Genomic DNA, 18,282 nt, shown 5'->3' with positions numbered 1-18,282 from the left:
CTTAAGACATCGGCGCCGGTTCGGCGCCGATTCACGCATCGAGTGTGCCAGTACCGGCGACCCGCGGTGGTACCGCCCGCGCGGAGTGACCCGATCCGCTCCGGACCGGACGGGCGTCAGCGCAGCGAGACCCGCAACAGGGTCTCCAACTCGGCGATGGTCACCTCGGGGTCGCGGTGGTGCACGCCGACGATGCCGAGCCGCCGGGCGGCCTCGATGTTGGCCTCGATGTCGTCGACGAACACGCACTGCTCACCGGCCAGGCCGATCCTGCCGAGCGCGTGCTCGAAGATCCTCTGCTCGGGTTTGCGCATGCCGATCTCTCCCGAGATGACGACCTCGTCGAAGACGTCGTCCCAGCCCTCGCGGGGATACTCGTTCGCCCAGGAGTTGGAGAGCAGGCAGGTGCGCAGCCCGGCGGCACGGGCCACCCGGAGCATCTCGTACATCGGCTCGACCCGGTGGAAGCGGGAGAACATCCTGTCCAGCAGCCCCTCGGCGACCGGCGGCACGCCGTCCGTGGTGACCAGCCGGGCGGCCAGGTGGCGTTCGAAGTCCAACCCGGAGATCTCCCCCCGCTCCAGAGCGTGGATCGCGTTCTCGCTGTTCTCCAGGCCCTCGTACGCGTGGACGACGAGCTCGCGCATCACCTGCCGGTAGTGGTCCGCGTCGAGTCTCTCGGCGACGATCCACTCCGCGACCGCCTCGGAAAGGCCGACGGTGAGCACGCCACCCCAGTCGATCAGCACGCCCTTGAGCATCTGTCCTCCTTAGTGGAACGGGTTCCAGGTTAAGTGTGGCCGGTGAACGATCGGGGAAAGGGTGGTGCCAAACTTGCCGCCATGGACTTCGCGCTCAGCGACAAGGCTCAGGAATACCTCGCCAATCTGACCGATTTCATGGCAACTCACGTATACCCGGCGGAGCCGGTCTACCATGCGTGGCGCCAGGCCAGGGGCTACGACAACCACGAACTACCGCCGGTGGTGGAGGAGCTCAAGTCCGAGGCGCGCTCACGCGGCCTCTGGAACCTGTTTCTGCCCGATGAGTCGAACATGTCGGTGCTCGACTACGCCACCCTGGCCGAGGTCACCGGCCGTTCCATCGACCTCGCGCCCGAGGCACTGAACTGCGCGGCCCCCGACACCGGGAACATGGAGGTCCTGCACATGTTCGGCTCGCCCGAGCAGCGGGACCGGTGGCTCAAGCCCCTGCTCTCCGGGGAGATCCGCTCGGCGTTCGCGATGACCGAGCCCGCCGTGGCCTCAAGCGACGCGACCAACATCGCCACCTCCATCCGGCTCGACGGCTCCGAGTACGTGATCAACGGCCGCAAGTGGTTCATCACCGGGGTCGCCGACCCGCGCTGCGAGATCCTGATCGTGATGGGCAAGACCGATCCGGACGGCCCTCCGCACCGCCAGCAGTCGATGATCCTGGTCCCGATGGACACGCCGGGTGTGGAGGTCGTCCGCCACCTACCGCTCTTCGGCTACCAGGAGCAGCACGGCCACTCCGAGATCGTCTTCACGGACGTCCGGGTGCCCGCCTCGAACCTGATCGCGGAGGAGGGTGACGGCTTCCGCATCGCCCAGGCCCGTCTCGGCCCCGGTCGCATCCACCACTGCATGCGTGCCATCGGCATGGCCGAGCGCGCCCTGGAGCTGATGTGCACCCGCGCCGCCAACCGGGTGGCCTTCGGCCAGACGCTGGCCCAGCAGGGCGTGGTGCAGCAGCAGATCGCCGAATCACGGCTGGCCATCGAGCAGGCCAGGCTGCTCACCCTGAAGGCCGCCTGGATGATCGACACGGTCGGCGTGAAGGCGGCCGCCTCGGAGATCTCCGCGATCAAGGTCGTCGCTCCGAGGATGGCCTGTGAGGTCATCGACCGCGCCATCCAGGTCCACGGCGGTATGGGTCTCGCCGACGACGTCCCGCTCGCCACGATGTACGCCCAGGCCCGCGCGATGCGCATATTCGACGGCCCGGACGAGGTTCACATTCGCACCGTGGCCCGTCGCGAGCTCAAGCCGTACCTCTCCTAGGACGTTCCGGAACGGGGTGCACAAGGTCCGATGGATTGGAGATTCCTCCCCCAATATCCGATTCAACGGCCGGTACGAGTTTCACGGCTCCAATTCGAGGAAGATTACGAACATGGCACTCAGGCCATATAACCGCACGTAGAAGGCGTGATCGGCCTCCTGCGGGCTCCATTTGCACCTTCCCTCGGTTCCCATGAGGAGGGATCATGGCAGTAGCTCAGGCGAGCCGGTCACGCGCCCATACGGCGCGGAAGCCGACCACACCCGCCGCGTCCACCACGCACACACCGTCAGGCCGGAAGCAGGACAACCCCTCACTGAAGTTGAACCTTCCAATGATGACGGTGCAGTTCCGGCCGCCGCATGTTCACCTGCCACACGTCAGCCGGCAGGAAGCGGGCCAAGCCGTCGACGCCGCCAGGTCCTTCCTTCCGCCGCCTGAGCGCATCATCTACTACGGAGGGCTCGGCGCCCTGGCTGTGGTGGGGTTGATCGAGTGGCCGGTGGCGGCCGCCATCGGGGTCGGGACGATGATCGCTCAGCGTGCCCGCGGAAAAGGCCGGGCCATGGTCTCCGCGCCCCGGACTCCGGCGCCCACCGCACGAGCCGCGGGCACCGCCAAACCCGCGGCGCGCGCCACCAGACCCGCGACGCGAGCCGCAGGCACCACCGCACGCGCCACCAAACCCGCCGCGCGCGCCACCAGACCCGCGACGCGAGCCGCAGGCACCACCGCGCGCGCCGCAGGCACCACCACACGCGCCACCAAACCCGCCGCACGAACCACCAGACCCGCGACGCGAGCCGCAGGCACCACCGCGCGCGCCGCAGGCACCACCACACGCGCCACCAAACCCACCGCACGCGCCACCAAACCCGCCGCGCGCGCCACCAGACCCGCGACGCGAGCCGCAGGCACCACCACACGCGCCACCAAACCCACCACACGCGCCACCAAACCCGCCGCACGAACCACCAGACCCGCGGCACGCGCCGCAGGCACCACCACACGAACCACCAAGACCACATCGCGCACCACCAAGCCCGCATCACGGGCCGCAGGCACCACCACACGCGCCACCAAACCCACCGCGCGAACCACCAGACCCGCATCACGGGCCGCAGGCACCACATCGCGGACGAGGACCGGCTCCCGGACCACGAAACCCACCGCACGCGCCGCAGGCACCACCACACGAACCACCAAGACCACATCGCGCACCACCAAGCCCGCATCACGGGCCGCAGGCACCACATCGCGGACGAGGACCGGCTCCCGGACCACGAAACCCACCGCACGCGCCGCAGGCACCACCTCACGGACCGCCAAGACCACCGCACGCGCCACCAGGTCCGCGTCACGGGCCACCAGATCCGCGTCGCGAACCTCGGCGTCCGTTTCCCGTGCCGCGAGCTCCGCCTCCAGGGCCACCCGGTCCGCCGCCCGCCCGAAGACCTCGACTCGCAGGAGCACCTCCAAGTGATCACAGTGATGGGGCCGATCGGGCCACGTGTAACCACGGCCTGATCGGCCTCGTCATCTCGTCTACTGGAGATCCGGATGTTCGTACCCCGTCTGCTCTCGCTTCCCGCGGAAACTCTCTGGGGTGCCATGCCCGAGGTGGTCCGCAACGCCCTGAGGCATTCCCGAGGGAGGCGAATCTGTCCCGGTGGGCTCCGTATCGACCTGTACGTGATCGGCGGTCCTGGCAGCGGGCGGACGGCGCGACGACTGGAGAACTCGCTGCTGAAGGTGGCGGGGGTCGAGCGGGCGGAGGTCAACGGCGCTCTCGGGATCGTGTTCGTGGGGTGCGACCCCGGCTCGGTCGACCTGGAGAAGCTGGTGGCGATCGTCGATTCGTTCGACAACGCTGACGACGGCGACGACAACGAGCCGGACGTGGACGAGGACGCCGAGTTTGACGACGAGTCGCTGCCGGGCCCGGTGTCCCTCGCCTCCGAATACGCGGAGCACCGCATCTCCAACCCGGTGCGGAGCCACACGCGCATGGGCATCCGGCTCGGCGGGAGCCTGGTCGGAACGAGCCTGGCGCTCGCCGGGCGTGTGATGCACGTGCTGCCGCTCACTCCGATCATTCCCGCCCTGCTGAGCCTGGCCGAGTCCACCCCGAAGGTCCGCACCGAGCTGGACCGCCACCTCGGCGTTCCGACCGCCTCCGCCCTGCTCGAGACGGCGGACATCGTCACCTACACGCTGGCGCTGCGTCCGCTGGGGATGCTCGTCCAGTCGGCCAGCGCCGTCGGCCGCTACCTTGAGACGCGCGACACGCGACGGGCCTGGGAGAGGCACGAGCACGAACTGGGTTCGTGGGGGGGCTCCTACCGCCACATCCGCGCGGCCAGGAAACCGCGCCCGTCCCCCATGTCCACCAGCCCCGTGCGACGGTTCGAGCACGTCGCGAGCCAGGTGGCGGTGGGCGCCACCGGGCTGACGTACCTCCTCGGCAAAAACCGGGAACGGACCATCGCCATGCTCACCGCGGCGACCCCCAACGCCGGGAAGCTGGGCCGCGAATCCTTCGCCTCCGCGATCGGGCGCGCCCTGGCGCGGCGCGGGGCGGTCGTTCTCAACAGCCGCGCCCTGCGCCACATGGACGGCATCGACACGGTCATCCTCGACGCCGACGTGCTCGACACGGGTTCCTGGGAGATCGACCGCATCGTACCCCTCGGCGACGCCGGCGCCGACGGACTGCACGCGCGGCTCTACGCCCTGCTCGACCTCGCCGACCCCGGCGCGCGGCGGGAACACGAGGAGTGGACGGCCGAGCCGGTGCCGGGCCCGGCCGGGCTCATCGCGGCGGACGCCGAGGAATGGGAGGCTCGGGGGCTCCGGGCCGTCCGCGTGGCGAGGCAGGGCGTTCCCGTGGCCCTGGTCGGCATGGCGCCGCAGGTGGACCCGCTGGCCGACGCGATCGTCACCGCGGCCAAGGCCGCGGGCACCGTGCTGCTGGCGGGAGGTGATCTGGGGCTCGGTCTGCGGCTCGGCGTCGACGAGTTCGAGCTGGACGCCTCCCGGCTGACCCGGTCGGTCCGCGCGCTCCAGGCGGACGGTCACGGGGTCGCCGTGGTGTCGGGACGCCACATGACCGCGCTGGCCCACGCCGACCTGGGCATCGGCGTGCTGTCCCGCTCGGGCCGGGTGCCCTGGGACGCGGACGTGATCGGCGGACTCGAGGAGATCCACCTGCTGCTGAGCTGCCTGGCACCGGCGAGGAAGACGAGCGAGCGGTGCACATGGCTCGACGCCACGGGAGCGACCGCCGGAGGCGCGCTGACCGCCCTCGGGCCGCCGTCGCGGTCACTGGGCAGGGCTCAGCTCTCAAGTGACTGCACCGCGATGGCCGCCATCATCGCGGGTGTGTGGGCGGGCTGGCACGCCGGGCAGGAGACGCCGCCGGTCCGGGTGGACCAGACCCCCTGGCACGCGATGTCGACCAAGGACGTCCTGTCCCTGCTGGGCTCCTCGCCCAGCGGGATCACCGAGGCCGAGGCCATCCGGCGCAGGACCTCGGCGGGATCCGCGGAGTCCGAGCGTCCCGCCTCGCTGCTCCGCGCGTCCGCCGAGGAGCTGGCCAACCCGCTGACCCCGGTCCTGGCTGCCGGAGCGGGCCTGTCGGCCCTGGTCGGCTCGGTCTCCGACTCGGTGATGATAGCCACGGTGGTGTTCGCCAACGCGTTCATCGGAGGGGGCCAGCGGTTCACCGCCGAACGGGCGTTGCATCGCCTGACCGAGTCGGTCGCGATCCGGGTTCGGCTGCGCCGCCCCAACGAGGGCGTGAGCGTGACGGCCGAAGACCTCGTACCGGGCGATGTGCTCGAATTGCGCGCGGGCGACACCGTGCCGGCCGACTGCCGGGTGCTCAGGGCGACGGGCCTGGAGATCGACGAGGCCGCGCTGACCGGCGAGTCCCAGCTCGTCACCAAGTCACCGGCGCCCGTCAACGCGCCCGCCGTCGCCGACCGGAGCTCAATGGTCTACGAGGGTACGACCGTGGCGGCCGGTAGCGGGCTGGCCGTGGTGGTCGCGGCGGGCGAGGCGACCGAGGCTGCCAGGACCGCCAGGCTCGCCAAGGAGCGGCCACCCGTCTCGGGCGTGCAGTTGCGACTGCGGAAGCTGAGCCGCCGGATCCTTCCGGTCGCGGTCGGCTCCGGCTTCGTCCTGCTCGCCGCCGACCTGCTGCGCGGCAGGTCGATGATCGAGGCGCTCGCGCCCGCGGTGAGCCTCGCCGTCGCCGCCGTGCCCGAGGGGCTGCCTTTCGTCGCCTCGGTCGCGGAACTCGCCGCCGCCCGGCGGCTGTCGACCCGCAACACCCTGGTGCCCAACCCCTCCACGATCGAGGCCCTCGGCCGGGTGAACGTGCTCTGCTTCGACAAGACCGGGACGCTCACCGAGGGGCGCATCAGCCTGCGGTGCGTCTCGGACGGGCAGGACGAACGTCTCGTCGAGGCGTTGACGCCCGAGATGAGGCACATCGTGGCCGCGGGGCTGCGCGCGTGCCCGCGGCACGATGAGGGGCGTCCCATCGCGCACCCCACCGATCGCGCCGTGGTGAACGGGGCCGAGCGGCTGGGCGTGGTGCCCAGGGAGGGCAGGGGGAGCTGGGAGAGGGTCGACGAGCTTCCCTTCGAGCCCGGGCGCGGCTATCACGCGGTACTCGGCGCGAGCGACTCGGGGCCGCTGCTGAGCGTCAAGGGCGCTCCGGAGGTCGTGGTCACCCGCTGCACGTCCGTACTCCGCGACGGCCAGGTGGTCCCCCTCACGGATTCCCTTGAGGCGGAGCTGGAGAAGGAGCTCGACCAGCTCGCCCGGCAGGGCTACCGGGTGCTCGCGGTCGCGGAGCGCGCCGCCTCCGACCGTCGCGACCTCGACGAGTCCCGCGTCCAGGGCCTGTGCTTCCTGGGCTTCCTCGGCCTGGCCGACCCGGTGAGGCCCACGGCGGCCGAAAGCGTCGACCGGCTGACACGGGCGGGCGTACGCATCATCATGATCACGGGTGACCATCCGAGCACGGCGGAGGCGATCGGCGTCGAGCTGAACGTGCTGAACGGCGGGCAGATCATGACGGGGCCCGAGCTGGACGGGATGGACGACGAGACCCTGCTGGAGGCTCTGCCGGACGTGACGGTCTTCGCCAGGACCACCCCGGCCCACAAGGCCAGGATCGTCGGCTGCCTGCGCCGGGCCGGCAAGGTCGTGGCGGTCACCGGGGACGGCGCCAACGACGCCCCCGCGATCCGGCTCGCGGACGTGGGGATCGCCCTCGGCTCCCGCGCGACCCCGGCGGCCAGGGCCGCGGCCGACATCGTGGTGACCGACGACCGCATCGAGACGATCGTCGATGCGATCATCGAGGGCAGGGCCATGTGGGGGTCGGTCCGCGACGCCCTGAGCATCCTGCTGGGCGGCAACATCGGCGAGATCGTCTTCGCGGTCGGATCCAGCCTGATCAGCGGCCGGAACGTGCTGAACGCCCGGCAGCTGCTGCTGGTCAACCTGCTCACCGACATGCTGCCCGCGATGGCGGTGGCCTCCCGGCCACCGACCGCGACCAGTCCGGAGAAGCTGCTGGAGGAGGGCCCGGAGGCCTCGCTGGGAGCCTCCCTGACCCGGGACATCTACCTGCGGGCCGCCACCACGGCGAGTGCGGCGGGCGCGGCCTGGGCGATCGGCCGGATGACCGGCACGCGTGGGCGGGCGGACACGATGGGACTGGTCGCGTTGGTGTCGACGCAGTTGCTGCAGACCCTGGCCCTGGGCACCCGGGATCGCACCGTGGTGCTGGCCTCGCTCCTGTCCCTCGGCGTTCTGGGCATGACCGTCTCGGTTCCCGGGCTCTGCCACTTCTTCGGCTGCCGCCCCCTCGGGCCGGTGGGGTGGTTCATCGCCCTGGGCAGTGCCGCCGCCACCACGGCCGCCGGGGTCGCCTTCCAGGCATCCACTCGACAGGTGTCACCGAACGTTCACCGAACGGTAATCTTCTAGCTGGTGACTTAGTCCTGTTTGGTATGGATTATCGCATTAAGCGATCCTTCTCCCTGTGAGGTTGTTATGTCTGGATTCCTCTCCACGCTGCTCGCCAAGGCCGCGGTCATGCTGATCGAGGCCCTTCTCATGCGCGTCATCCAGTCGCTCGTCGTCTCACTGGCCAGGACCGGCAGCCTCCAGGCCGCCTGACCCGGTCCCTCGGCACGGACCCCCGGCCGTGACCACGAGAGAACCGTGACCATGAGAGAACCATGACCGGGAACACGACCATGACCACGGCGACCGGGGCCCAGACCGCGGTCGCGATCTTAAAGCTCGCTCAGCGGGCCCGCGAGTTGATGAGCCGGGCGACCTTGAGGTGCCCGGCCGAGCGCAGTACCCGCTCGGCCCTGGCCGGGTCGGCGACCGGCGCCCTCTCCAGCAGGCCACGGGCGGCCTTCAGCTTCAGCAGGCGCCGGACGGACTGGTCGAGCCGCGCCTCGGAGATCTTCCCGGACTTCACGGCGGCCAGCAGCGCCCCACGGGCCTCGCGGTAGTCCGGCGGCATGAGCAGCAGGTCGACCCCGGCCTGGATCGCCCGTACCGCCACCTCCCCGTCGTCATACCTCTTGCGCACCCCCGCCATGTCCAGCGCGTCCGTCGAGACGACCCCGTCGAAGCCGAGCTTCTCCCTGAGCAGCCCGGTCAGGATCGGCCTGGAGAGGGTGGCCGGGTCGCCGGAGGGGTCCAGCTTCGGCATGACGACGTGCGCACTCATGATCGCGTCGACGTCCTTGCCGATGGCGGCGGCGAAAGGCGGGGCGTCCAGCCTTCTCCACTGGGACAGCGAGTGCTTGATCACCGGCAGACCGGTGTGGCTGTCGACGCTGGTGTCACCATGGCCGGGGAAGTGCTTGGCCGTGGCCGCGACCCCCGCGTCGTGGAAGCCGCGGACCGCGGCGGCGACCATCGGTGCGACCTTCTTCGGATCGGAGCCGTAGGCGCGCGGGCCGATCACCGGGTTGCGCGGGTTGATGTTGACGTCGGCGACAGGGGCGAAGTCGAGGTTGATGCCCAGAACGCGCAGCTCGCGGCCGGTCACCTCCGCGGCCCGGCGGGCCAGCGAGGGGTCGCCGGTCGAGCCGATGACCGAGGCTCCCGGCAGGTTGGTGACCAGCGGGGCGAGCCGGGAGACCTGGCCGTTCTCCTGATCCGCGCCGATCAGCAGCGGGATCTCCGGCGACGCCTTCTGCAGCCCGTTGGTCAGCGCCACGACCTGCCTGACGTTCTTGACGTTGCCCGCCCAGGGGAACAGGATCACCCCGCCGGGGCGGTAGCGGGCGACCATCTTCGCCGCGGTGTCCACGCCGAACCGCGCCTGGTTCTCCCCCGACACCGTGTCGGCCGCCTGACCGTAAAGCACCGGCATGAAGAGCTGGCCGACCTTCTCCTCCAGGCTCATCGAGGCGAGCACGGCCTCCACACCGGACGGCTTCGCCGTCTCGGCGGGCGCGGCCGCCGGGCTCGCGGACTCCGCCGGGCTCACGCTCGCGGAGGACTCACCGCCCCCGACCGCACCGGACGCCGGTGGAGCGGCCCTTCCGGTGCCGACACACCCCGCCGCCATCGTCGCGATCACTGCGATCCCCGTCACACGCATCCACCGAGCCATGCCTCGTACGCTATCCGGGCGGACGTCCCGGTGCCCGCGCACCGAATCGACCGGCGAACCAGAGGCACCTCGGCTCACGGCGCCGACGCGATGCCCGCCAACTGGTCGAGAAGCTCCTCGGCGCCCTCACCCTCGGCCCTGATCACCACTACGTCCCCCCTCCTGACGTCGAGTGCGAGGACCGACAGGATGCTCTTGGCGTTCACCGGCGAGCCGGCCCCCTTCGCGATGGTGACGTCCAGGGACGCCTTGGTCGCCGCCTGCACGAGCGTCGCGGCGGGCCGGGCGTGCAGGCCGACCTTCGATGTGACGGTGACATGGCGCTCGGCCACGTGTTTCCTCCTCAGAGTCGACAGTCCGGTCTAGACCGCACGGTGTGTTTGCCGTCCTTTGGCCATCCGATGACTTCAACACCATTTCACATTCTTCGCCATCTCCCGGTCCCGCGGGCCGTCAGGCCGGATCACTCCACTCGAAAAGCCGGTCACCGGCGTCCACGACCCCCTCGGCGAGGCCGGTGACGGCGCCCGCGGCGGCGTCCAGCGCCACGACCGGGCAGATCGGGCGGCGCCCACCCGCTTCGATCCCGGCCGGGTCCCACGCCACCACCGGCTGCCCGGCGCTCACCCGATCGCCCTCCGCGACCAGCAGCTCGAACCCCTCGCCCCTGAGCTGAACCGTGTCGATGCCCAGGTGGACGAGGACTCCCCTGCCGTCGTCGCCGACGACCACGAACGCGTGCGGGTGCAGCTTGACGATGGTGCCCGCGATGGGGGAGAACACCCGGCCGGGCGCCCTGTCCGGCTCGATCGCCATGCCGGGCCCGACCAGGCCCTCGGAGAAGACCGGGTCGGGTACCGAGTCGAGTCTCACGGCCACCCCCGCGACCGGTGCCAGAACCGTGGTCACCGCACTCCCCTCGGCATGCCCCCGTCCGCGAGAACACCTCCCTCAGCCGATGATGTCCTCGATGTCGCAGGCGATCGTGTCGGCCTCGGGGCCCACCACCACCTGTACGACGCCGCCGGCCACCATCACGCCGTGCGCGCCGGCCGCCCGCAGGGCCACCTGGTCGACCTTGGAGGCATCACGCACCTCGGTGCGGAGCCGGGTGATGCACGGTTCGATCTCGATGATGTTGTCCGCACCACCGAGTCCAGCGATGATCGCGTCGGCGTCGGCCGCCATGTCGCCCTCCAGTTGTGATCACCCTGTCCCCAGGGCTATGGGCAGGCTAGGCCCTGTCCTGCGGATCTTTTGCCCCCTACGGCCAGGCGGCGCCTCGCCGCGTTGTCGTCGGTCACCGCGGCACGCCGCGGCTCCCTCCTCCGCCTTGCGAGACACCACCTGACCGATCCTCGCCACGGCAAGATCCGCAGGACAGGACCTAGAGGAGGTATCGCGATCAGTCGGTCTGGGTCACCTTGTTGAGACCACGCGGGGCGTCCGGGTCGATCCCCAGCCTGCGCGCGAGCGCCTCGGTGAGCAGCTGACCGGGGACGATCAGGCCCAGTGGCGCGACCCACTCGGGCAGGTCGGGACCGTTCAGCGCGGCGGTGGAGACCGAGGAGAGCGCGGTACCGCCGCCGACCGTGTAGGCCGAGGCTCCCGCGCCGGTCACCCGCTCGGCGAGCGCCACGGTGCCGGCCAGGGTCGGGCCCTCGCCCGCCGCGACCAGGATCGCCGGGGTGTCGGAGTCGACCACGGCGATCGGGCCGTGCAGCAGGTCCGCGTACGACAGGCCCATGGCGTGCAGGTAGCACGCCTCCTTGAGTTTGAGCGCCAGCTCCAGCGCGGTGGAGAAGGCCAGCCCCCGGCCGGAGACCACGACGCCGGGCTTGTCCGCCAGCCCCTCGACGATCGCCTCCAGGTCGCCCGGGTCGCCGACCAGCTTCTCGACCGCGTCCGGGACCCGCCGCAGGTCACCGGGATCGACGTCCGCGCCGAGACCGAGGGCGAGTACGGCGAGGGCGGCGAGCTGGGTGGTGTAGGTCTTGGTGGCGGGGACGGCCTTCTCCTCGCCCGCCACCGTGCACAGGGCGAGGTCCGCGGCCTGGGCCAGGGGGCTCTGCTCTCCGCCGTTGGTGATGGCCACGGTCCGGGCGCCACAGTCCTTCGCCCAGGCGAGGGTCTCGACGATCTCCTCGGTCCTGCCCGACTGGGAGAGGGCGACGGCCAGCACGCCGTCGAGGTCCAGCCTGCGCCGGTAGGTGGTGGCGATCGAGGGGGCGGCGAGCGTGGAGAGCCTGCCCGTGTGCGCCTCGGCCAGATAACGGCCGTAGACTGCGGCGTTGTCGGAGGTGCCACGGGCGATGAACAGCAGCTGGCGGGTCTGCCCCGCGAGCCGCTCCACCTCCCCGACCCTGGGGAGGAGGGCATCGAGCGTGGCTCGCAACGCGGCGGGCTGCTCGGCTATCTCGCTGCGCATCTTGGTCGTCATCTCGCGCTCATCCTTCGGCTCGGACGGACGAGATCGGGCCGTTATCGATCCGTCTCCGGTCCGTACGTTGACACCCTTTTCCGGCCTGTGGTCTAGTCCGGACTAGACCAGTACGAACCATAACTCATCAGCCACCTCAGATCGAGGGGGGAGGATCCTGTGGCCCAGATCGATCCGGACAGCCCGGTGCCCAAGTACTTCCAGCTGCGGGAGATCCTGCTCGATCTCATCGAGAACAACGAGCTGGCGATCGGCACCGCGATCCCGTCCGAGCGCGAGCTCTGCCAGCGCTTCGGCCTGTCCCGGATGACCGTCCGACAGGCCGTCGACCACCTGGTCTCCGAGGGCAGGCTCCAGCGGGTCGCCGGCAAGGGCACCTTCGTGGCCCGTCCCAAGATCGAGATGGCCCTGCGGCTGACCTCCTTCAGCGAGGAGATGCGCGCCAGGGGCATGGAACCCGGCTCCCGCGACCTGGACCGCCGGGTGGTCAGGGCCAGCGCGCACCTGGCCAGGGAGCTCGGCATCCAGCCGGGCGACGAGGTCCACTTCATCGAACGGCTGCGGACCGCGGCGGGCGAGCCCATGTGCATCGAGCGGGCGCACATTCCCGTCTCCATCGCCCCCGACCTCGACACCCACGACCTGACAGGCCGCTCCCTCTACGCCCTGCTGGAGACCCGCTACGGCCTGGTGCTCGACGCCGGCGAGCTCACCATCGACGGTGGCATCGCCGACCCCGGCGACGCCGACCTGCTGAAGCTGCCACGCGGCGGGGCCGTGCTGCTGCTGCAGCGGCGCTCCTACGCGGGAGGCGTCTGCGCCGAACTCGGGGTCTCCACCTATCGCGCCGACCGCTACCAGCTCCGTACGATCCTGGAGCTACCGACCCGCCGCGCCTGACCCCACCCTTCGCCGCACTCCTCCCTCCCACCCCCTGGAGGAAAGCCCGATGAGTCCCCCCTCGGCGGACGCGGGCCTGCCCGCCGCCCACCGGCCCGGGTCCGCCGCGATGAGCGTGCTCCAGCGCCTGGGACGCTCTCTGATGCTGCCGATCGCGGTCCTGCCCGCCGCGGGCCTGCTGTTCAGGCTCGGACGGGACGACCTCCTCGGCCGGACCGACAGCGTCCTGCTCGACGATGTGGCCCGCGTCGTCGGCACGGCGGGTGGCGCGCTCTTCGACAACCTGCCCATCCTGTTCGCGATCGGTGTCGCCATCGGGTTCGCCCGCAAGGCCGACGGCTCCACCGCCCTGGCGGCGCTTGTCGGCTATCTGATCTTCCATGCCGTCAGCATGAACATGTTCTTCATCCTGTTCGACGCCGACCTGAGGGAGTCCATCACCACCGAGGTGTTCGAGCGGGCCACCCCTGGCGTTCCCAGCGTGGTGCTCGACCTCGGCGCGCAGAACCCGACCAGGGTGCTCGGCGGCATCATCATGGGCCTGGTCTCCGCACTGCTCTGGCAGCGCTACCACCGCACCAAGCTGCCGACCTGGCTGGCCTTCTTCGGCGGGCGCCGCCTGGTGCCGATCCTCACCGCCTTCGCCGGGCTCGTGATCGGGGTGTTCCTTGGCTTCGTCTGGCCGGTGCTCGGCGGCTGGGTCCGCGCCTCCGGGACCTGGCTCGCCTCCAACAGCGAACTCGGCGCCGGGATCTACGGCATGATCAACCGTGCCCTGCTCCCCCTCGGCATGCACCACATCGTCAACAACGTGATCTGGACCCAGGTCCCCGAATGCGTGGTCGACGGCAAGAAACTCGCCGGGGACCTGATCTGCTTCAACAGCGGCGCCGTCGGCTACGGCGGCTTCGAGGCCGGCTTCTACCCGGTCCTCATGTTCGGCCTGCCGGCCGCCGCGATCGCCATCTGGCGGGCCGCACCGCCGCACCGGCGCACCACGGTCGGCTCGATCATGATCTCCGCGGCGCTCACCGCCTTCCTCACCGGGATCACCGAGCCGATCGAGTTCGCCTTCATCTTCGTGGCTCCGGTGCTGTTCGTGATCCACATCGTGCTGACCGGCATCTCCATGGCCCTCGCCTCCGCCCTGGGCGCCAAGCTCGCCTTCAGCTTCTCCTCAGGGCTGATCGACCTGGGCCTGTACGGGACCGCGCCCAACGCCCGGGGGATACCGATCATCATCGTGATGGGGCTGGTCTACGCGGTGATCTACTACTCCGTGTTCAGCTTCCTGATCAGGAAGCTGAACATCATGACCCCCGGCCGCGAGCTCGAACCCGACATCGACTCCGGCGAGCCGGCCGCGCCCTCCGGTGCGGCGCCTGGCGGCCCTGACACCGGGCCGCCCGGCTCCTGAAGCGGTTTCGGCCGTCCAGCGAAGATCACGGCTCGGGCCGGAACCCGCCCCCCTCAGGGATAGACCACTCCAGCTCAAGGTCACCTTCTCCGCCCGAAGGGACGAACCGACCGGGATTTTCAGAAAGCTGGCGGACCGCGTATCTGGGCAGTGGGCCGGAAACTCCTTCAAGTGTCAGTTTCTCCCCCCGCAAGCCGAGCCCAATCGGAGTCACCCATGTCGCCCCCACGACGTCCGGCACCGCTCCCCCGGATCGCGCCGTCCCCCGCCGCCGAGCCGCCCTACGACGAGGACCGCCCCGCGACGGACATCCCGGCCATGCCTCCGTACGTGCAGGGAACCCTCGCCCTCGCCCTCGAACCCGAGGCTCCGGCACCTCCGACCGGGAGGCCGCTGATCTGGGGCCCGCCGGGGGCGATCCCCGACGAGCGGCGGCTGCGCGCCCTCGCGCAGGCCGTCGCCGAGATCCTGGCCGGCAGGCGGCCGCCGGCGAGCGTCTCCTGTCACCTGACCGGCAGGGCCCAGGCCGAACTGACCAGGAGCGGGAAGATCATCAATAGCGCGCGCCCGCCCCGGGCGGGCAGGGCCCACATCTCCCAGCCCGAGGACGGGGTGGTGGAGATGTGCGCCGTGGTCGACTGCGGTGACCGCTCACGCGTCCTGGCGCTCAGGCTGGAGCGCAGGGGCGTGCGGTGGCTCTGCACCGAGTTCGAGACGACTCCCTGACACGCCGGAGGGCCCGCACCAGGTGCGGGCCCTCCGGTCAGCGATCAGACCTCGACGTTCCTGGGGTCGCCGTGGCAGCGCTTGTACTTCTTGCCGGAACCGCAGGGGCACGGCGCGTTGCGCTCGACGTTGCCGTACGCGTCACGCTCGGCCTTGGTGCTGATCCGGGTGTGCTCCACCTCACCGCTCTCACCCGGAGCCGTGTACTCCAGCTCGGCGGGGCGCTGCGGGCCACGCAGGCCACGGGCGATGATCGAGCGGGTCTCCGCGATCGCCGCGTCCTCGGAGGGCTCGGCCTCCTCGACGATCGGGTTGCTCTGCACCTCGACCTCAAGGTTGAACAGGTAGCCGACCGACTCCTCCTTGATGCCCTCAAGCATCTGGGAGAACATCTCGAAGCCCTCGCGCTGGTATTCGATCAGCGGGTCGCGCTGAGCCATCGCGCGCAGGCCGATGCCCTCCTGGAGGTAGTCCATCTCATACAGGTGCTCGCGCCACTTGCGGTCGAGAACCGACAGGATGACGCGGCGCTCCAGCACCCGCATGCCCTCCGGGTCCATGGCCTGCGCGTTGATCTCCTCCTCGCGACGGTCGTAGGCGGCCATCGCGTCGGCCTTCACCCGCTCGTTGAGGACCTGGGCGGTGAGCTCCTCGCGGCCCCCGGCCTCCTCGATGAGCCCGTCGGCGGTGATGCTGATCGGGTAGAGCTGGCCGAGCGCCTTCCACAGCTTGTCGAGGTCCCACTCCTCGGCGAAGCCCTCGGCGGTGGCACCCGCGATGTACTCGTCGATCACGTCGTTGACGAAGCCGCGGATCTGCTCGTGCAGGTCCGCGCCCTCCAGCACCCGGTGGCGCTCGGCGTAGATCACCTTGCGCTGCCGGTTCATGACCTCGTCGTACTTCAGAACGTTCTTGCGGATCTCGAAGTTCTGCTGCTCGACCTGGTGCTGCGCGGAGGCGATGGCCTTCGAGACGATGCCCGACTCGATCGGTACGTCGTCCGGGATGTTGAGGCGCGTCATGATCATCTCGACCCTGGCCGAGTTGAACAGGCGCATGAGGTCGTCCTCAAGCGAGAGGTAGAAGCGCGACTCGCCCGGGTCTCCCTGACGGCCGGAACGGCCGCGGAGCTGGTTGTCGATGCGCCGCGACTCGTGCCGCTCGGTGCCCAGGACGTAGAGGCCGCCGAGTTCGGTGACCTCGTCGTGCTCGGCCTTCACGGCCTCCCTGGCCTTCTCCAGCGCCTCGCCCCAGGCCTTCTCGTACTCCTCCGGGGTCTCGACCAGGTCAAGGCCGCGGCTACGCAGCTCCAGGTCGGCACGGAAGTCAGGGTTGCCGCCGAGCATGATGTCGGTGCCTCGACCGGCCATGTTGGTGGCCACGGTGACGGCGTGCTTGCGGCCCGCCTCGGCGATGATCGCGGCCTCACGGGCGTGGTTCTTCGCGTTGAGGACCTCGTGCTTGACGCCCTTGCGCTTGAGCTCCTTGGCCAGGCGCTCGGACTTGGCGACGCTCGTGGTGCCGACCAGGACCGGCTGGCCCCTCTCGTAGCGCTCCTTGATGTCCTCGACGCTGGCCAGGAACTTGGCGTCCTCGGTCTTGTAGACCACGTCGGCCTGGTCCTTGCGGATCATCGGCCGGTTCGTCGGGATCGGGACGACGCCGAGCTTGTAGGTCTGGTGGAACTCGTTGGCCTCGGTCGCCGCGGTGCCGGTCATGCCGGAGAGCGTCTCGTAGAGGCGGAAGTAGTTCTGCAGCGTGATCGTGGCGAGAGTCTGGTTCTCGTCCTTGATCTTGACGCCTTCCTTCGCCTCGATGGCCTGGTGCATGCCCTCGTTGTAGCGGCGGCCGTGCAGGACGCGACCGGTGAACTCGTCGACGATCAGGACCTCACCGTCGACGACGATGTAGTCCTTGTCCTTCCGGTAGAGCTCCTTGGCCTTCAGCGCGTTGTTGAGGAAGCCGACCAGGTGGGTGTGCTCGGGCTTGTAGAGGTTCTCGATGCCGAGCCAGTCCTCGACCTTCTCCACACCGGACTCGAAGATGCCGACCGTGCGCTTCTTCTCGTCGACGGCGTAGTCGCCGGTGTTCTCCTCGCCGTCCTTGCCCTCGGTGCCCCTGCGGAGCCGGGGAACGATCTTGGCGAACTCGGAGTACCACTTGCCGGACTGCTCACCGGGCCCTGAGATGATCAGCGGCGTCCTGGCCTCGTCGATGAGGATCGAGTCGACCTCGTCGACGACGGCGAAGTGGTGACCGCGCTGGACGCACTCCTCCAGCGACCACGCCATGTTGTCGCGCAGGTAGTCGAAGCCGAACTCGTTGTTCGTGCCGTACGTGATGTCGGCGTTGTACTGCTTGCGGCGCTCGTCGGAGGGCATGTTGGCCAGGATCACGCCGACCTCGAGACCGAGGAAGCGGTGGATGCGGCCCATCTCGTCGCCGTCACGCTTGGCCAGGTAGTCGTTGACCGTGATGACGTGGACGCCCTTGCCCGAGATGGCGTTGAGGTAGGTGGGCAGCGTACAGGTGAGGGTCTTGCCCTCACCGGTGCGCATCTCCGAGATGTTGCCCATGTGCAGGTTGGCCCCGCCCATGATCTGCACGTCGAAGTGGCGCTTGCCCAGCACCCGCCGGGACGCCTCGCGAACGGTGGCGAAGGCCTCGGGAAGCAGGTCGTCGAGAGACTCACCATCGATGTAGCGCTGCTTGTAGTCGGCGGTCAGCGCGCGAAGCTCGGCATCGGTCAGGCTCGTGAAGTCGTCTTCAATGGAGTTGACCTGGTCGGCGATCCGCTTGAGCTTACGCAGAAGCTTGCCTTCGCCGGCGCGAAGAATCTTATCGAGAAAGGCTGGCACTTTAGGTAAAGCTCCTCGCAGGTCTTCCGCGGCCGGACCGGCCCGGCTGAGGACGAGACATGGTTCTCCGCTGCCATCGTAGGCGGTTCCGCCACCAGACACAGCCACCCTGAAAGACGCTCTTGTGGCCTGTGGAGTTCCTTGCCCGCTTCTTTGAGAGAGTACGGCCAACTTCAAAGGGTATGTCGTCTTTTGTCATGTCCGCATTAGGTGATCGTGTGGACACGACACCGCC

General features: G+C 69.8%; 14 protein-coding genes. 6 read left to right on the top strand and 8 right to left on the bottom strand.

From position 1 onward, the window contains the following. Positions 1–116: 116 nt before the first annotated feature. Positions 117–761, bottom strand: coding sequence for an HAD family hydrolase (locus tag ACQP0P_RS09450; protein WP_433373641.1), 645 nt, complete (start codon positions 759–761; stop codon positions 117–119). An 81-nt stretch (positions 762–842) separates the two neighbouring features. Here ACQP0P_RS09450 and ACQP0P_RS09445 point away from each other — a divergent pair, with 81 nt between their 5' ends. Beyond that, entirely contained in the window at positions 843–2,045 is a 1,203-nt protein-coding gene (locus ACQP0P_RS09445) for an acyl-CoA dehydrogenase family protein (protein ID WP_350920890.1), read from the top strand. A gap of 538 nt (positions 2,046–2,583) precedes the next feature. Here ACQP0P_RS09445 and ACQP0P_RS09440 read toward each other — a convergent pair. Then, positions 2,584–3,525: a hypothetical protein gene (locus tag ACQP0P_RS09440; RefSeq protein ID WP_433373639.1), complete on the bottom strand. Its 942-nt coding sequence runs from the start codon at positions 3,523–3,525 to the stop codon at positions 2,584–2,586. An 81-nt stretch (positions 3,526–3,606) separates the two neighbouring features. Here ACQP0P_RS09440 and ACQP0P_RS09435 point away from each other — a divergent pair, with 81 nt between their 5' ends. Next, positions 3,607–8,052 carry an HAD-IC family P-type ATPase gene (locus tag ACQP0P_RS09435; RefSeq protein WP_433373636.1) on the top strand — a complete coding sequence of 1,482 codons (4,446 nt, stop codon included), beginning with the start codon at positions 3,607–3,609 and terminating at the stop codon, positions 8,050–8,052. Between the two features lie 66 nt (positions 8,053–8,118). Then, complete coding sequence (locus ACQP0P_RS09430) at positions 8,119–8,244, top strand: hypothetical protein (protein WP_433373633.1); 126 nt, start codon at positions 8,119–8,121, stop codon at positions 8,242–8,244. Between the two features lie 130 nt (positions 8,245–8,374). Here the strand turns inward: ACQP0P_RS09430 and ACQP0P_RS09425 are convergent, their stop codons facing one another. From ACQP0P_RS09425 to ACQP0P_RS09405, 5 genes are all read right to left on the bottom strand, one after another. Then, a complete protein-coding gene (locus ACQP0P_RS09425; RefSeq protein WP_433381784.1) occupies positions 8,375–9,694 on the bottom strand; it encodes a glycoside hydrolase family 3 protein in 1,320 nt (439 codons plus the stop codon). An 86-nt stretch (positions 9,695–9,780) separates the two neighbouring features. After that, complete coding sequence (locus tag ACQP0P_RS09420; RefSeq protein ID WP_433373631.1) at positions 9,781–10,038, bottom strand: HPr family phosphocarrier protein; 258 nt, start codon at positions 10,036–10,038, stop codon at positions 9,781–9,783. Between the two features lie 121 nt (positions 10,039–10,159). Next, on the bottom strand, positions 10,160–10,615 hold the full coding sequence (locus ACQP0P_RS09415) for a PTS sugar transporter subunit IIA (protein ID WP_433373628.1): 456 nt from the start codon (positions 10,613–10,615) through the stop codon (positions 10,160–10,162). A gap of 42 nt (positions 10,616–10,657) precedes the next feature. Beyond that, positions 10,658–10,894 carry a glucose PTS transporter subunit EIIB gene (locus ACQP0P_RS09410; RefSeq protein WP_433373625.1) on the bottom strand — a complete coding sequence of 79 codons (237 nt, stop codon included), beginning with the start codon at positions 10,892–10,894 and terminating at the stop codon, positions 10,658–10,660. Between the two features lie 217 nt (positions 10,895–11,111). Continuing rightward, positions 11,112–12,146 carry an SIS domain-containing protein gene (locus tag ACQP0P_RS09405; RefSeq protein ID WP_433373623.1) on the bottom strand — a complete coding sequence of 345 codons (1,035 nt, stop codon included), beginning with the start codon at positions 12,144–12,146 and terminating at the stop codon, positions 11,112–11,114. A 159-nt stretch (positions 12,147–12,305) separates the two neighbouring features. Between ACQP0P_RS09405 and ACQP0P_RS09400 the strand changes: the two genes are divergently transcribed. The 3 genes from ACQP0P_RS09400 (at position 12,306) to ACQP0P_RS09390 (ending at position 15,189) form a co-directional block, all read left to right on the top strand. Continuing rightward, positions 12,306–13,046: a GntR family transcriptional regulator gene (locus tag ACQP0P_RS09400; protein ID WP_030907291.1), complete on the top strand. Its 741-nt coding sequence runs from the start codon at positions 12,306–12,308 to the stop codon at positions 13,044–13,046. Between the two features lie 49 nt (positions 13,047–13,095). Further along, a complete protein-coding gene (locus tag ACQP0P_RS09395) occupies positions 13,096–14,463 on the top strand; it encodes a PTS transporter subunit EIIC (protein WP_433373620.1) in 1,368 nt (455 codons plus the stop codon). A gap of 216 nt (positions 14,464–14,679) precedes the next feature. Next, positions 14,680–15,189 (top strand): Rv3235 family protein, encoded by a 510-nt coding sequence (locus ACQP0P_RS09390; protein ID WP_433373618.1) that lies wholly within the window; start codon positions 14,680–14,682, stop codon positions 15,187–15,189. Between the two features lie 44 nt (positions 15,190–15,233). Here ACQP0P_RS09390 and secA read toward each other — a convergent pair whose 3' ends face one another. Continuing rightward, positions 15,234–18,047 (bottom strand): preprotein translocase subunit SecA, encoded by a 2,814-nt coding sequence (gene secA, locus ACQP0P_RS09385; RefSeq protein ID WP_433373615.1) that lies wholly within the window; start codon positions 18,045–18,047, stop codon positions 15,234–15,236. Between the last annotated feature and the right edge of the window lie 235 nt (positions 18,048–18,282).

It is taken from the genome of Streptosporangium sp. CA-115845 (assembly GCF_050943795.1).
In the GTDB taxonomy this organism is placed as follows: domain Bacteria; phylum Actinomycetota; class Actinomycetes; order Streptosporangiales; family Streptosporangiaceae; genus Streptosporangium.
The sequence above is the reverse complement of the archived record's forward strand: the minus strand, read 5'-3'. Positions and strand labels throughout refer to the sequence as shown.

Excerpts from the sequence above, each read along its gene's own strand:
- ACQP0P_RS09450 (WP_433373641.1), bottom strand. The coding sequence starts at position 761 with ATGCTCAAGGGCGTGCTGATCGACTGGGGTGGCGTGCTCACCGTCGGC.
- ACQP0P_RS09445 (WP_350920890.1), top strand. The coding sequence starts at position 843 with ATGGACTTCGCGCTCAGCGACAAGGCTCAGGAATACCTCGCCAATCTG.
- ACQP0P_RS09435 (WP_433373636.1), top strand. The coding sequence starts at position 3,607 with ATGTTCGTACCCCGTCTGCTCTCGCTTCCCGCGGAAACTCTCTGGGGT.
- ACQP0P_RS09430 (WP_433373633.1), top strand. The coding sequence starts at position 8,119 with ATGTCTGGATTCCTCTCCACGCTGCTCGCCAAGGCCGCGGTCATGCTG.
- ACQP0P_RS09425 (WP_433381784.1), bottom strand. The coding sequence starts at position 9,694 with ATGCGTGTGACGGGGATCGCAGTGATCGCGACGATGGCGGCGGGGTGT.
- ACQP0P_RS09410 (WP_433373625.1), bottom strand. The coding sequence starts at position 10,894 with ATGGCGGCCGACGCCGACGCGATCATCGCTGGACTCGGTGGTGCGGAC.
- ACQP0P_RS09405 (WP_433373623.1), bottom strand. The coding sequence starts at position 12,146 with ATGACGACCAAGATGCGCAGCGAGATAGCCGAGCAGCCCGCCGCGTTG.
- ACQP0P_RS09395 (WP_433373620.1), top strand. The coding sequence starts at position 13,096 with ATGAGTCCCCCCTCGGCGGACGCGGGCCTGCCCGCCGCCCACCGGCCC.
- ACQP0P_RS09390 (WP_433373618.1), top strand. The coding sequence starts at position 14,680 with ATGTCGCCCCCACGACGTCCGGCACCGCTCCCCCGGATCGCGCCGTCC.